Annotated in this window: 11 protein-coding genes; 4 read left to right on the top strand and 7 right to left on the bottom strand. The window is 66.8% G+C overall.

The features are described from left to right. Positions 1 to 4: 4 nt before the first annotated feature. Positions 5 to 1,399 (bottom strand): DcaP family trimeric outer membrane transporter, encoded by a 1,395-nt coding sequence (locus AC3A4T_RS18275; protein ID WP_487676870.1) that lies wholly within the window; start codon positions 1,397 to 1,399, stop codon positions 5 to 7. A gap of 423 nt (positions 1,400 to 1,822) precedes the next feature. Between AC3A4T_RS18275 and acs the strand changes: the two genes are divergently transcribed. Beyond that, positions 1,823 to 3,775 carry an acetate--CoA ligase gene (acs, locus tag AC3A4T_RS18270; protein ID WP_487676665.1) on the top strand — a complete coding sequence of 651 codons (1,953 nt, stop codon included), beginning with the start codon at positions 1,823 to 1,825 and terminating at the stop codon, positions 3,773 to 3,775. Between the two features lie 260 nt (positions 3,776 to 4,035). Here the strand turns inward: acs and AC3A4T_RS18265 are convergent, their stop codons facing one another. Then, positions 4,036 to 4,401 carry an endonuclease domain-containing protein gene (locus tag AC3A4T_RS18265; RefSeq protein ID WP_487676664.1) on the bottom strand — a complete coding sequence of 122 codons (366 nt, stop codon included), beginning with the start codon at positions 4,399 to 4,401 and terminating at the stop codon, positions 4,036 to 4,038. 143 nt (positions 4,402 to 4,544) lie between these two features. Between AC3A4T_RS18265 and AC3A4T_RS18260 the strand changes: the two genes are divergently transcribed. Further along, on the top strand, positions 4,545 to 5,213 hold the full coding sequence (locus tag AC3A4T_RS18260) for a response regulator transcription factor (RefSeq protein WP_036107931.1): 669 nt from the start codon (positions 4,545 to 4,547) through the stop codon (positions 5,211 to 5,213). Positions 5,214 to 5,573: 360 nt separating this feature from the next. On the opposite strand, the gene AC3A4T_RS18255 is transcribed toward AC3A4T_RS18260, so the two are convergent. Then, positions 5,574 to 9,071, bottom strand: coding sequence for a NahK/ErcS family hybrid sensor histidine kinase/response regulator (locus tag AC3A4T_RS18255; RefSeq protein WP_487676663.1), 3,498 nt, complete (start codon positions 9,069 to 9,071; stop codon positions 5,574 to 5,576). Positions 9,072 to 9,588: 517 nt separating this feature from the next. Here AC3A4T_RS18255 and AC3A4T_RS18250 point away from each other — a divergent pair. After that, on the top strand, positions 9,589 to 10,833 hold the full coding sequence (locus AC3A4T_RS18250; RefSeq protein ID WP_487676662.1) for a trypsin-like serine peptidase: 1,245 nt from the start codon (positions 9,589 to 9,591) through the stop codon (positions 10,831 to 10,833). Positions 10,834 to 11,578: 745 nt separating this feature from the next. Here AC3A4T_RS18250 and rpmG read toward each other — a convergent pair. Together rpmG and rpmB are read right to left on the bottom strand one after the other, a co-directional pair. After that, positions 11,579 to 11,743: a 50S ribosomal protein L33 gene (rpmG, locus tag AC3A4T_RS18245; protein ID WP_031370656.1), complete on the bottom strand. Its 165-nt coding sequence runs from the start codon at positions 11,741 to 11,743 to the stop codon at positions 11,579 to 11,581. A 13-nt stretch (positions 11,744 to 11,756) separates the two neighbouring features. Next, entirely contained in the window at positions 11,757 to 11,993 is a 237-nt protein-coding gene (gene rpmB, locus AC3A4T_RS18240; RefSeq protein WP_036107951.1) for a 50S ribosomal protein L28, read from the bottom strand. Positions 11,994 to 12,319: 326 nt separating this feature from the next. On the opposite strand from rpmB, the gene AC3A4T_RS18235 reads away from it, so the two are divergent. Further along, complete coding sequence (locus tag AC3A4T_RS18235; RefSeq protein WP_487676661.1) at positions 12,320 to 12,715, top strand: GFA family protein; 396 nt, start codon at positions 12,320 to 12,322, stop codon at positions 12,713 to 12,715. Positions 12,716 to 12,732: 17 nt separating this feature from the next. Here AC3A4T_RS18235 and AC3A4T_RS18230 read toward each other — a convergent pair whose 3' ends face one another. Next, complete coding sequence (locus AC3A4T_RS18230; RefSeq protein ID WP_487676660.1) at positions 12,733 to 13,068, bottom strand: lipid-A-disaccharide synthase N-terminal domain-containing protein; 336 nt, start codon at positions 13,066 to 13,068, stop codon at positions 12,733 to 12,735. Between the two features lie 10 nt (positions 13,069 to 13,078). Further along, positions 13,079 to 13,804 carry a glycosyltransferase family 2 protein gene (locus AC3A4T_RS18225; protein WP_056110441.1) on the bottom strand — a complete coding sequence of 242 codons (726 nt, stop codon included), beginning with the start codon at positions 13,802 to 13,804 and terminating at the stop codon, positions 13,079 to 13,081. Between the last annotated feature and the right edge of the window lie 95 nt (positions 13,805 to 13,899).

Here is a 13,899-nt window from a genome sequence, read left to right as displayed (position 1 = left end):
ATCATCAGAAGCTGTACTTCACATGCGTCTGCAAACGATTGATCTCGCCCTTGTCGCCGGTTTCGATCTCGCGTTGGCCCCAGATGTACTCCGCGCCCACGTCGAGCTTCGGAATCGGGGTGTAAATCAGGTTGATGTGCGCCGACTGCGCCGAGTGGGTGATGCCGGTTCCGGTCAACGCCGTGTCCTGATCGTACTGCGCGCGCGAATAGAACAGGTTGCCGCGCAGCTTCGGGGTGAACACGTGGCGCCAGCCGACGAAGCCGGAGATCACGTCGATGTTTTCCAGATCGCCGTTCGCGTCGAGCACCGCGTCGTTGTTGAGCGCCAGGCCGATGTAACGGCCGATGCCGCTGCCGGCGGTGACCATGTACCGCAGGTCGTCCTTGGCGCCGAGATTCCACTTGCCCGAAACGCTGACGCCGTAACCGGTGTTGCTGTCGTTGATCCGGCCGGTCTGGTACTTGAGCTGACGCGCCAGGGCGCCGACGCTGAAATGACCCCAGTCGCCCTTGGCTGTGTAGCGCGCGGTGACGTCGGGGACCGCGCCATCGTCGCCGGCGACCTGGGCCATGTTGCCGCGGAACGGCGTGTACACCGTCTCCGGGTTTTCGATCGAGAACGACCACGGGCCGCTGGTGTAGCGCAACTGCGCCTGACGCACGAACACCGTGCCCTCGGTGGGGCCGAGGAAGTCGACCGTGTCCGGCAGCGCCGCGGTGTCCTGGAAGTTCGACCAGGTCTGGCCGGCCAGCCACTTGTTCCAGCTCACGTACGCTTGGCGCAAGGTCAGTGCATAGGTGTTGGTGGCGATCTCGTTGCCGGTGAACGCGGTGGTGCCGCCGCCGAACAGATCGAATTCGAGATAGCCCTTGAGCTTGTCGCCGCTGTCCAGATCGGTGTCGGTGGCGAACCAGAAGCGCGAGAAGTTCGCGCCCATGTCGGTGTCGGCGCTGCCCTCGCGATTGCCGCCGCCGCCGACCGGAATCGCCTTGGGCACGTAGAACAAGCGACCGACCGAACCGTCGGCGATGTCGCCGTCGTTGGTCGAGGTGACCGAGGCGTCGAGCTTGATGAAGCCGCCGTAGCTGAAACGCGTGCCGGGATTCGCGCCCGGGTTGATCGGCGCGGTCTGCAGGCCCGGCTTGCCCGGCGTGGCGACCGCGGCGACCGGCGCGCTGGCCTGCGCGGCCTTGACCTCGGTGACCTGGGTCTGGACCTGCTGCTGTTGCGACACCAGTTGCTGGACCATGCGTTCCAGATCGGCGACGCGCGCTTCGAGTTCTTTTTCCTTCGCGGTCTGGGCGAAGGCCAGCCCGGGCAGGGCCAGTGCGACCAGCAAGGCCGCGGCCAGCGGCCGCCGTCGGATCGTTGCGCGCGGCGCGGCGTTGCGTGTCATCACGCGAGTGACAGTCATGATTCCCCTCCCGAAGAATGCCGCCCGAACGGTGCGGCCGCGGCCAGCCTGCGCGCGCCCCGAGTGGGTCACCATTCGCCATTGGTCGTAAAAAGCGCACCTGTATGCGTGGTTTACGACCAAGGTCTAGGGGGCGGGAATGGGGAATCGGGAGTCGGGAATCGGTAAAGCGGTTCTGCCTGCTCCGATTCCCGATTCCCCATTCCCGGCCTTTTAGACCAAGGTCTAAAGCGATGCTTCTGCGATGCGTTGTGCATTGCGGCACACTGGATGGCCAACACCTACAGTTCGCAGATCGAGCATCGGCACGGCATCATCGTGGTCTAAGCTTTTTCGATTCCCGATTCCCGATTCCCGATTCCCGATTCCCGATTCCCGATTCCCGGCCTTCCGCAGGAGCCCGCAATGAGTCACCCCGCCAGCGTCTATCCCGTCGACGAGGACTTCGCCGCCCAGTCGCGTTATCGGCGCGAGGATTACCAACGCCTGTACGCCGAGTCGATCAGCGATCCCGAAGCGTTCTGGGGCCGCGTCGCGCAGCGGCTGGAGTGGTTCAAGGCGCCGACCAAGATCAAGAACGTCAGCTACGATCTGCGTGATTTCCGCATCAAGTGGTACGAGGACGGCGAGCTCAACGCCAGCGTCAATTGCCTGGACCGGCACCTGGCCACGCGCGGCGACAAGACCGCGCTGTTGTTCGAGCACGACGATCCGAACCTGCCGGCCGAGCCCATCACCTACCGCGAGCTGCATGCGCGCGTGTGCCGTCTGGCGAATGCGCTGCGCAACCTCGGGGTCAAGAAGGGCGATCGCATCACCATCTACCTGCCGATGATTCCCGAAGCGGTGGTGGCGATGCTGGCCTGCGCGCGGGTCGGCGCGATCCACTCGGTGGTGTTCGGCGGGTTCGCGCCGAATTCGATCGCCGACCGCATCGCCGACTGCACCAGCAAACTCGTCATCACCGCCGATGAAGGTCTGCGCGGCGGCAAGAAGATTCCGCTCAAGGCCAACGTCGATGCGGCGTTGAAACTGCCGGGCACCAACTCGGTCGAAACCGTGTTGGTGGTGCGCCACACCGGCGCCGCGGTCGACATGCAGATGCCGCGCGACCGCTGGTACGACGCGGTGATCGAAGGCCAGCCCGACACCTGCGAACCCGAGCGCATGAACGCGGAAGACCCGTTGTTCATCCTCTACACCTCCGGCAGCACCGGCAAGCCCAAGGGCGTGCTGCACACCACCGGCGGTTATCTGACCTATGCCGCGTTCACCCACGAAGCGGTGTTCGACCTGCGCGAGGACGATGTTTACTGGTGCACCGCCGACGTCGGCTGGGTCACCGGCCACAGCTACATCGTCTACGGCCCGCTGGCCAACGGCGCGACCGCGCTGGTGTTCGAAGGCGTGCCGAACTATCCGGACGTATCGCGGTTCTGGAACGTGATCGACAAGCATCAGGTCACGATCTTCTACACCGCGCCGACCGCGATCCGCGCGCTGATGCGCGACGGCGACGAACCGGTCAAGAAGACCTCGCGTTCCTCGCTGCGCCTGCTCGGCACGGTCGGCGAGCCGATCAATCCCGAAGCCTGGCGCTGGTATTACGAGGTGGTCGGCGATTCGCGTTGCCCGATCGTCGACACCTGGTGGCAGACCGAGACCGGCGGCATCCTGATCAGCCCGCTCGCGGGCGCGATCGACCTCAAGCCCGGTTCGGCGACCCAGCCGTTCTTCGGCGTGCAGCCGGCCTTGGTCGACGCCAACGGCGGGGAACTGGAAGGTGAGGCCGAAGGCAATCTGGTGCTCAAGGATTCCTGGCCGGGGCAGATGCGCACGGTCTATGGCGATCATCCGCGTTTCATCGAAACGTATTTCCGCACCTACCCGGGCACCTACTTCACCGGCGACGGCTGCCGCCGCGACGCGGATGGGTATTACTGGATCACCGGCCGCGTCGACGACGTGATCAACGTCAGCGGCCATCGCATCGGCACCGCCGAGGTCGAGAGCGCGCTGGTCTCGCATCCGAAGGTGGCCGAAGCGGCGGTGGTCGGGTTCCCGCACGACCTCAAGGGCCAGGGCATCTACGCCTACGTGACCCTGATCGCCGGCGAAGCGCCGGGCGAGGAGCTGCGCAAGGAACTGGTGGCCTGGGTGCGCAAGGAAATCGGCCCGATCGCCACGCCCGACCACCTGCAATGGGCGCCGGGCCTGCCGAAGACCCGCTCGGGCAAGATCATGCGCCGCATCCTGCGCAAGATCGCCGAGAACGCGCCGGATCAGCTGGGCGATACGAGTACGTTGGCGGATCCGTCGGTGGTGGATAGTCTGGTTAATGAGCGGCTTGGGAAGTGAGGCCGCGTCGAGGCTGGTAGGAAAAGCGAATCAGCAAGTGATGCTGCATCGGAGCGGGTAGGAAAAGCGAATCCCCCCTGGCCCCCCTTTTCCAAAGGGGGGAACCCGGTAGGTGGTGCCGTGTGAGCTGACACTTAGCCTAAGGCCCGCAGCAGCCTGATCCGCAACACAGGCCATCGACTGCATCCCTGCTGCCATTGCTGTTGCTGTTGCCGTTGCTTTTCCCCCCTTTGGAAAAGGGGGGGAGGGGGGATTCGCTTTCAGCTTCGCACTCGCAGCGAAACCACCCGAAAAATTTCCTCCATCACCGCGGCCGTCTCATTCAGCACCTGCAGATTGTCAAAGCGCAGCACCAACAACCCGAGCGAATTCAACGCAAAGGTCCGCGCCACATCCGCAGCAAGCCCTTCTTCGCTGAGATGCTGCGAACCGTCCACCTCGACCACCAGCCGCGCGGCCGGCGCATAAAAATCGGCGATATACCCCAGCAAGGGCTTCTGCCGATAGAACCGCAACCCGTACACCTGGCGGCCACGCAACCGATACCAAAGCCGCTGTTCGGCCTGACTGGTTCCACAGCGCAACCTGCGCGAAGGATTTCTGAGACGGCGTTCATACGGCAGCATGCGCACATTTCACCCACCTTCACCCATCGTCCAATAGCGGGCCACACCCCTGCTGGTCGTAAGATTCCCCTGACAGCAAGTCCGGCCCACGCATGGCGTCCGCCGCCGCAACACCCGCCGCAACGCAGTACCCGAGGTCCCCCATGCCGACCCTGCTGATCGCCGACGACCACCCGCTGTTCCGCGAAGCCCTGCGCGGCGCGGTCGCGCGGGTGCTGCCGGACGCGGCCCTGCGCGAAGCCGACAGCGTCGATGCGCTGTACGCCCTGGTCGAGGCCGAATCCGACGCCGACCTGCTGCTGCTCGATCTCAACATGCCCGGCGCGCAAGGCTTCAGCGCGCTGGTGCACCTGCGCGCGCTGCATCCGCAGCTGCCGATCGTGGTGGTGTCGGCGCGCGAGGAGCCGGCGACGATGCGCCGCGCTCTCGATCACGGCGCGGTCGGTTTCATCCCCAAATCCGCCGATGCGGTGACCCTGGGCGAGGCCCTGACCACGGTGCTCGACGGCGATCGCTGGGCGCCCGCCGCCGCGTTCGCCGCGCCAGCCGCCAATGCCGAGGAACACGACGCCGCGCAGCGCTTGCGCGACCTCACCCCGCAGCAGTTCCGGGTGCTGCAGATGCTCGGCTCGGGCCTGTTGAACAAGCAGATCGGCTACGAACTGGGTGTGTCTGAGGCGACGGTCAAGGCTCACGTCACCGCGATCCTGCGCAAGCTCGGCGCCAATAACCGCACCCAGGCGGTGTTGATCGCCGGCCGGCTCGCGCTCGATCCGGGCGCGATCGTGCCGCCGCCGGAAGAAGCCGACTGACCAAGCCAATCGGTCAAGGCGACTGACCCAAGCGATCGAAGAACGCGACCTGCGAAGCCGTTCGGTCGGACCGTCGCCGCCTCGCGCCGCGGACCGCACGCGATGCCGCGCAAGAGCGCCACGCAATCCTGCTAGTCGAACGGCCGCATCGCCTGCGCCTGCGCGCGGTCAATCTGCATGCGGTTACCGCGCCTGCGCGCTTGCGCGCTCAAGTGGGCGATGCGTTCGGGCAAGTGTTCGACGCGCCCGCCCTGGCGCGCGGCATCCATAATTTCGCGGCTCGCATTCGCGGGCATGCCGAGCACTTCGCGCCATGGCCGATCGCCGTCGGCCGACGATGCACTCGCATGAGCGCCGGTTTCAGGCGCGCGGGCTCGATCGCTGCGCCGCCAGAAACGCCCGCAGCGAGGCCGGTTTGATCGGCTTGGTCAGCACCCGGCAACCGTGTTCGCGCGCGGCATGCTTGAGCGCGTCGCTGCCGTCGCCGGTCAACAGCGCGGCCGGCAATGCGCTGCCGATGCGTTCGCGCAGCACGTCGATGGTCGCCAGGCCGTCGAGACGGTCGTGCAGGTGGTAGTCGACCAGGGCGACGTCGGGGCGTTGATCGAGCAACGCCAGCGCATCGTCGACGGTCGCCGCCAGCAGCGCGGTCGCGCCCCAGCGGTCGAGCAGGGCGCGCATGCCGTCGAGGATTTCGCGATCGTTGTCGATGCACAGCACGCGCAGCCCGGCCAACGAATCGCCGAGCGTCGGCGATGCGGTGTCCGGCGGCGGCAGCTCGCGCAGCGCTTCGCCGAGCGGCACCGCGATCGAGAACACGCTGCCGCGGCCGATCTGCGAACGCACCCGCAGCGGATGATCGAGCGTGCGCGAGATGCGCTGGCAGATCGACAGGCCCAGGCCGAGGCCGCGTTCGCCGCCGCTGCCGGGTTGATCGAAGCGGCGGAACTCGTCGAAGATCTGCTCCAGATGATGCTCGGGAATGCCCGGGCCGGTGTCCCACACCTGCAATTCGATCTGGCGCGAATGCGGACGCGCGCGCGCCGCCATCAGCACGCCGCCCTCGCGGGTGTAGCGCAGCGCGTTGGCGAGGAAGTTCTGCAAGGCGCGGCGCAGCAGACGACGGTCGCTGCGGATCGACAGCGGCATCGACGGCACCCGCACGCGCAGGTACAGGCCGCGGCCGGCGGCGCTGGGCGCGTACTGCGCGGCGAGTTCGCGCAGCAATTCGCCCGCGTCGAGGTCGTCGAGTTCCGGCCGCAGCGCGCCGGCGTCCAGGCGCGAGATGTCGAGCAGGCCGTCGAGCAAGTCCTCGGCCGCGCGCAACGAGGCGTCGACGCGTTCGGCCAGACGACGTTGTTCGTGCACATCGTCGCTTTCGCGCAGCGCGGTGGTGAACAGGCGCGCGGCGTTGAGCGGTTGCAGCACGTCGTGGCTGACCGCGGCGAGAAAGCGGGTCTTGGACTGCTGCGCCGATTCGGCTTCCTGGGTGCGCTGTTCGACCCGTTGTTCCAGGTTTTCGTTGGCTTCGCGCAGCGCCTGTTCGGCGCGTTTGTAATCGGTGACGTCGCTGTAACTGGTCACGTAGCCGCCGCCGATCAGCGGCCGGCCGACCATCTCGATCACCTGGCCGTTGGCGCGCACGCGCTCGAACACGTGCGGCGCGCCCGCGCGCAGATGGGCGAGGCGGCGGCGCACGATTTCGTCGATGCGGGTTTCGTCGAGGCTGTAATCGTCGTGCGGGCCGGGGCCCATCTCGCCGCGCTCGGCGTTCCAGCGGATCAGATCGCTGACTGGGCGGCCGACGTAGAGCATGCCGTCGGGATAATCGAACAATTCCTGATAACGGCGATTCCACGCGACCAGCCGCATCGCCGGATCGACCACGCTGACGCCCTGGCTGATGTTTTCCAGCGTGGTCGACAACACCTGGCGATTGAAGCGCAGCTCCTGGTTGGCTTCGTCGAGCAGCGCGACCACTTCGCCCAGTTCCATGCCCGAACCGCGCAGCGCGCTGGTCAGGGTCAGGCGCGCGGACGCCGCGCCGATCGCCGCGGCGAGCAGGCGTTCGGTGAATTGCGCCAGGGCGCGGTCGGCCGGCTGTTCGGGCTGCCATTCGCGGCCTTGCTGGTGCGCGTAATCCTCGAACGCGCGGCGCGCGTGACGCTCGCCGACGATGCGTTCGGCCAGCGCCAGCAGTTCGCCGCCGCGCACGCTGCCGGCCCAGCCGCCCGGGCCGAGCGCGGGACGGCGCACGTAGGGATCGAGGAACGGCGCGGCCAGCAACTGGTCCTGCAGGCGCGGGCGTTGCCGCACCGAGACGAACAGGAACGCGCCGATGTTCACCAACAGCGACCAGAACGTGCCGTGGGTCAGCGCATCCCAGCCGACCAGCCCGAACAACTGCTCGGGCCGTAGCCACGCGATCGCGAGCGGACCGGTCGCGACCCAGTCGTCGCCGATCCAGCCGCCGCGCGCGAGCGCCGGCAGCAGCAGGGTGTAGGCCCACACCACGGTGCCGGCGAACAGGCCGGTGAACGCGCCCGCGCGGCTCGCGCCACGCCAGTACAGGCCGCCGATCAGCGCCGGCGCGAACTGCGCGACCGCGGCGAAGGCGAGCAGGCCGTGCTGGGCCAGCCCGTTCGCGCCGAGCGAACCGCGGTGATAGGTGTAGGCCATCAACGCGAGCAGCACGATGGTGACGCGGCGCACCCACAGCACTTGCCGATCGATGCCGGGGCTTTGATGCGGCGCGCCTTCGTGCAGCGCGCCGGTGCGCAGCAGCAGCGGCATGACCAGATCGTTGCTGACCATGGTCGACAACGCCACCGACGACACGATGACCATGCCGGTCGCGGCCGAGAATCCGCCGATATAGACCATCAGCGCCAGCGCGCGCTGATCGAACTGCAACGGCAGCGCCAGCACGTAGGTGTCGGGCGATACGCCGCTGCCGCCGAGCACGGCCTGGCCGGTCAACGTGATCGGCACCACCAGCAGGCTGATCAGAATCAGATAGCCGCCGAACAACCAGCGCGCCGACCGCAGGTCGTTGGGGTCCTGGCATTCGACCACGGCGACGTGGAACTGACGCGGCAGGCACACGATCGCGGTGAACGCGAGCAGGGTCTGGGTAATGAAGCCGGCCGGCAGGCCCGGTTGCATCACCACGCGCGCAGCTTGTTCGACGCGTTCGGGGTAGCTGCCCAGGCCGGGCAGGTGGATCAGCGCGAACACGCCGATGGCGACGAACGCGACCAGTTTGACCAGCGACTCCAGCGCGACCGCGAGGACCATGCCGTGGTGGTGTTCGGTTGCATCGACCTGGCGGGTGCCGAACAGGATCGCGAACACCGCCAGCATCATCGCCACGTAGAACGCCGGATCGGCGAGCAGGCCGCTGTCGGACGGCACCCCGGCCAGCACTTCCACGCTCATCGCCACGGCCTTGAACTGCAGCGCGACGTAGGGCACCGCGGCGGTCAGCGCGACGGTGGCGACCAAGGCGGCCAGGCCCGGCGCGCGGCCGTAGCGCGAGGACAGGAAGTCGGCGATCGAGACGATGCGCTGTTCGCCGGAGATCAGCACCAGGCGTTCGAGAATGCGCCAGCCGAACGCCAGCATCAGCAGCGGGCCGAGGTAGATCGGCAGGAACCCCAGCCCGGTGCGCGCGGCGGTGCCGACCGCGCCGTAGAAGGTCCACGAGGAGCAATACACCGCCAGCGCCAACGAATAGACCGCGGTGCGCAGCCAGCGCGCGCGCGGCGTGCGTTCGCGCTGGTCGCCGTAGTAGGCGACCGCGAACAGCAGGCCGACGTAACCGGCCGATACCAGCAGCAGGATCCAGCCTGGGATCAAGGGCGCGGATTCGCGAGGACGAGTGGCGTGAAGTGTACGGCCTCGGCGATTGGCTCGGGTTTGGGTGGGGGTTCGACTTTGGATGGAGGGCGGCCCTCACCCCAATCCCTCTCCCGTGCACGGGAGAGGCGCTTCGCTTGTCCCTTCTCCCGCTGGCGGGAGAAGGTGCCCGCAGGGCGGATGAGGGCAGACGAGCCCGCGTCGCGCAGCCGCTTGCTGCCCCGCGCCATCCGCAACCGTCACGCCTGAACATCGCCCACGCCCCGCACAATCGCGCTGAGCGGGCGATCAAGCTTCCGCACGGCCGCGGCGCGGAACCCACTGCGGTCACGGTTTGCCCGGCGGGCATTTGCCAGTGTCGGCCGCGCGTGGAGCCCCTCGGTTCTCGCGCATCAACTCAAACCCAAACCTCGGCGCAGCCATCGCCACGCCCGTCGTCGCCGCAGATGCGGCGCGCGGACGCGCGCGCGTTTGTTCGATGGCCGGTCGCCGTCTCGATCCCAGGAGGGAACAGCGAATGAACCATGGACCGTCGAAGTTGTTGCTGCCCGCGCTGCTGGCCAGCGCGTTGTGTCTGGCGCTGCCGGCCACCGCCGTCGCCCAGACCGAACCGGGCGCGCCCGTGCCGTTGAAGATCGCCGATCAGCGCAGCATCGATCTGCAACTGGGCGAGCAGCCCGGCCGGGTCGGTCGCGCCGGCGTCGACGCCGGCCGCAAGCAGGTCGAGATCCGCACCCCGGATGCGTCTTTCATCAAGGTGCATTTCGATCATTTCTCGCTGCCCGCGGGGGTGACCTTGGAAGTCGCCAGTCCCGATGGCCGCGAGGTGTATCGCTACAGCGCGCAGCAGCTCGATCCGCACACTGTCGCCGCCGATCTCGGCCAGGACGGCAAGACCAGTTTCTCGGCGATGTCGATCTCCGGCCCGGTCGCGGTGCTGCGCCTGGTCGGCACCGCGCGCGAGCCGTGGCGCGCGGGCCATGGCGTGAAGGTGTCGCGTTATCTGGAAGGCTATCCGGAGGACATGCTGCCGCAGTTGCAGAACGAAGGGCTGCTCGGCACCCAGGTCGGCGGCAAGTCAATCTGCGGCACCGACAACAAGCGGGCCGCGGCCTGTTATGCGACCAGCGACACCCAGGCGTTCAACGGCTCCAAGCCGGTCGCGCGCGCGGTCATGAGCGGCGGCAGCCTGTGCACCGCGTGGCGGGTGAGTTCGAGCAACCGCATGTTCACCAACAACCACTGCATCAGCACCGCCGCGGGCGTGGCCGGCGCGGAGTTCTGGTTCAACTACCAGCGCAGCACCTGCACCGGCGCGCAGGCGACGGTGACCAAGGTCGCGGGCGATCAGATGCTCAAGACCAACACCACGCTGGACTACACCCTGTTCACGGTGAAGAACTTCGCCAACATTTCCAGCTTCGGTTTTCTCGGCCTGGATCCGCGCGCGGCGGTGGCCAACGAAGGCATCTTCATCGCCGGCCATCCCGGCGGGCGGATGAAGGAACTCAGCGTCGCCGACACCCAGAACAGCGGCGGCAAGTGCCGCGTCGACGCGCCGAGCGTGACCGGCAACGCGGCCAACAGCGACGTCGGCTATTACTGCGACACCGAGGGCGGCAGCTCGGGTTCGCCGGTGCTCGCGCGTTCCAGCGGCAAGGTGCTGGCGCTGCATCACTTCGGCGGCTGTTTCAATTCGGGCGCGAAGATTTCGCTGATCTGGCCGCAGGTGTCGACGTATTTCGGGGGTGTGATTCCCTGAGACGTTGAGGGCAGTTTTGTTGCGACGACAGGCCCGCCGGTCGGCGGGCTTGTTGTTTGGGGGCCCAAAGGCAAAGTCGCTGGATCCCCGCGTGCGCGGGGATGACGGTCTTGAGGGAGTGCTTGGATTTGTGGTGGTGTTGCTTAGGAAAATGACGAAGCACGAAGCACGAAGCACGAAGCACGAAGCACGAAGCACGAAGCGTGAAGAACGAGAAGTGAGAAGTGAGAAGTGAGAAGTGAGAAGTGAGAAGTGAGGAGTGAGGAGTGAGGAGTGAGGAGTGAGGAGTGGCACGAGGAGCGGCACGAGGTGCGACGCGAGGCGCGAGCATCTTGGCCTCGCCATGCTCGTCATTCCCGCGAACGCGGGAATCCAGTGACTTTCATCGCCGCCCCACGGAAGAGTGGGGCGTTTGCTTTGTTCTTCACGCATCCGCCGAAAAGCAAATCCCCCGCGCGGTCGCTTCGATTCGACCTCGAACTTACGGCGGGCGCTCGCCCCCTTTTTCAAAGTGGGCAGGGTTGACGCGCATGTGCGCTGCGCCATGCGGGTGTCTTCGCATCGAGCCCTCGGCGCATCGGTCCTCGGCGCATCGACTCCGGCGCATCGATCCTCGTCAAAAAACCTCGCGCAAAAGAAAACCCGCCATGTAGGCGGGTTCGCTTCTGAAGGCTCTGGATCCCCGCTTTCGCGGGGATGAAGCAATGGCAAAGGCGTTTGCGCTATGCGCAAACGCGCCATTGCATCACTTGATCTTGCCTTCCTTGTAGATCACGTGCTTGCGGACGACGGGGTCGTACTTCTTGACCTCCATCTTCGCCGGGGTGTTCTTCTTGTTCTTGTCGGTCGTGTAGAAGTGACCGGTGTTCGCCGTCGAGATCAGGCGGATCTTGTCGCGCTTGGAAGCCATGGTTCGATCCTCCTCAGATCTTTTCGCCGCGTGCGCGGAGTTCGGCGAGGACGGAATCGATACCGTTCTTGTCGATGGTGCGCAGGGCATTGGCGGAAACACGCAGCTTCACCCAACGGTTCTCACTGGCGACCCAGAAGCGGCGCTCGTGCAGGTTGGGCATGAAACGGCGGCGGGTCTTGTTCATGGCATGCGAGACGTTGTTGCCGGTCGTCGTTCGCTTGCCCGTTACTTGGCATACGCGGGACATTACGCACCTCGAAAGGAGTCTTGCTTCCCTTGGCCAGGGAGGCGGCGGCCCCGGCACCGCGCTCTTTCGAAGGCAGGCACCGCGCGATACAGGTAAGGAATTCACGCCGCACGTGGCGGTCCGGAATCGCGCTTCCGGGGCCGCCCGGTGATGCCCCTAAGGGCAGCCGGACGCAGCGAGCCGCGAATTATGCCGGTAAATCCAAGCCGGAACAAGCACTTGGCGATCGCGATCCGGAGCGGTCGGCGGCCAAGGCACGATATTCTCCCGGACGGGCCGCAAGCCCCATGTCCCGGTGTCCACCCCGCACCAGTAAGGAGATCCGCATGAGCCGTCGCGCCGCATCCTGCGACTGTGGCCAGTTAAGCCTGACCTGCGAAGGCGAGCCGGTGCGCGTCTCGGTCTGTCATTGCCTGGCCTGCCGACGCCGCACCGGCAGCGCGTTCGGCTGGCAGGCGCGGTTTCCACGCGAAGCGGTGACGATCGCGGGCGAGTCGCGCGAATACGTGCGACGAGGCGACAGCGGCGGTTCGGCCCGGTTCGGCTTCTGCCCGTCCTGCGCGTCGACCGTCTACTGGCGGGCCGAGGGGCTGGAAGCGTTCGTCACCGTCGCGGCCGGCGCCTTCGCCGATCCGGATTTTCCACCGCCGGGGGTGTCGATCTACGACGGCAGGCGCTCGGGCTGGATCCAGATGCCGCGGGGCTGCGAGATCATCGACTGACCCGGCCGGCCCGCGCCTCAGTGGCTGGCGCGGTCGCGGTGCCAGCCGCGGTGCTTGATGTCCAGGTACAGGCTGTAGGCGGCGGTGAAGGCCGGGAACAGGTTCTGGATCACCCCGACCGAGTCCTGCTTCTGCGAGAACACGAAGTAGCTCAGGGTCATGACGCTGCCGACCAGGCTCATGTACCAGAACGCGCGCGGGATCACCGGCTTGCCGTGGCGCTTGCTGGCGATGAACTGGACCAGCCAGCGGCCGCCGAACATCAGCGCGCCGACCAGCCCGATCAGCTTCCACGGCGACATGTGCAGACCGGTCCAGGTCAGCCACTCGATCGGCGAATTCATGAAGTCCATGGCGGCGACCTCAGCGTTCGACGATCTGGGTCAGCTTGCCGCGGCGGATCAGCCAGGCCACCCCGCGCAGATCGCTGATGCCGACCAGGGCCCGGTTGAGGTTGTTGTACTTGGACACGCCGGTGCTGCGCTGGCGGTGATTGACCGGCACGCTCAGGGTCTTCCAGCCGGCGCGCTGCATCAGCGCCGGCAGGTAGCGGTGCATGTGGTTGAAGTAGGGCAGTTCCAGGAACGCGGCGCGTTCGAACAGCTTGATGCCGCAGCCGGTGTCGGGGGTGTCGTCGCGCAGCATGCGGCGGCGGATCGCGTTGGCCCACTTCGACGCCCAGCGCTTGCTGCCCGAGTCCTGGCGGTTGACCCGCCAGCCGGCGAACAGGCGCACGTCGCTGGCGGATTCGGCGCGTTTGGCCAGCAGCTTGGGGATGTCGGCCGGGTCGTTCTGGCCGTCGCCGTCGAGGGTCGCGATCCAGGCGCCACGCGCGGCCTTGACCCCGTTGCGCACCGCGGTGCTCTGGCCGCTCTGGGTCACGTGGTGCAGTACGCGCAGTTCGGGCACGCCGGCCTTGAGCGCTTCGAGTGCCGCCAGGGTGCCGTCGCGCGAATGGTCGTCCACATAGACGATCTCGAAATCGGTCACGCCGCGCAGCGCGGTGACGATTTCCTGGATCAGCGGCGCGACGTTGTCCTGTTCGTTGAACACAGGCACGACGACGGAGAGGTGTGGGGATTGGGTCATCGATGGGATTCGCGAGAGTGCGGGTATTTCAGCCCGGGGCGTGGTCAGCGTGGAGTGATGGACGCCGGCGTGGCGGACCCGGGGCAGTGGACGTC

The organism is Lysobacter sp. Soil_N_51 (assembly GCF_057655755.1).
Note: the sequence above shows the minus strand (reverse complement) of the source record. Positions and strands in the feature narration are given on the sequence as shown.

Coding starts and splice junctions, on each gene's coding strand:
- AC3A4T_RS18275 (WP_487676870.1), bottom strand. CDS start 1,399: ATGACACGCAACGCCGCGCCGCGCGCAACGATCCGACGGCGGCCGCTG.
- AC3A4T_RS18260 (WP_036107931.1), top strand. CDS start 4,545: ATGCCGACCCTGCTGATCGCCGACGACCACCCGCTGTTCCGCGAAGCC.
- AC3A4T_RS18235 (WP_487676661.1), top strand. CDS start 12,320: ATGAGCCGTCGCGCCGCATCCTGCGACTGTGGCCAGTTAAGCCTGACC.
- AC3A4T_RS18230 (WP_487676660.1), bottom strand. CDS start 13,068: ATGGACTTCATGAATTCGCCGATCGAGTGGCTGACCTGGACCGGTCTG.
- rpmB (WP_036107951.1), bottom strand. CDS start 11,993: ATGTCCCGCGTATGCCAAGTAACGGGCAAGCGAACGACGACCGGCAAC.
- rpmG (WP_031370656.1), bottom strand. CDS start 11,743: ATGGCTTCCAAGCGCGACAAGATCCGCCTGATCTCGACGGCGAACACC.
- AC3A4T_RS18225 (WP_056110441.1), bottom strand. CDS start 13,804: ATGACCCAATCCCCACACCTCTCCGTCGTCGTGCCTGTGTTCAACGAA.
- acs (WP_487676665.1), top strand. CDS start 1,823: ATGAGTCACCCCGCCAGCGTCTATCCCGTCGACGAGGACTTCGCCGCC.
- AC3A4T_RS18265 (WP_487676664.1), bottom strand. CDS start 4,401: ATGCTGCCGTATGAACGCCGTCTCAGAAATCCTTCGCGCAGGTTGCGC.
- AC3A4T_RS18250 (WP_487676662.1), top strand. CDS start 9,589: ATGAACCATGGACCGTCGAAGTTGTTGCTGCCCGCGCTGCTGGCCAGC.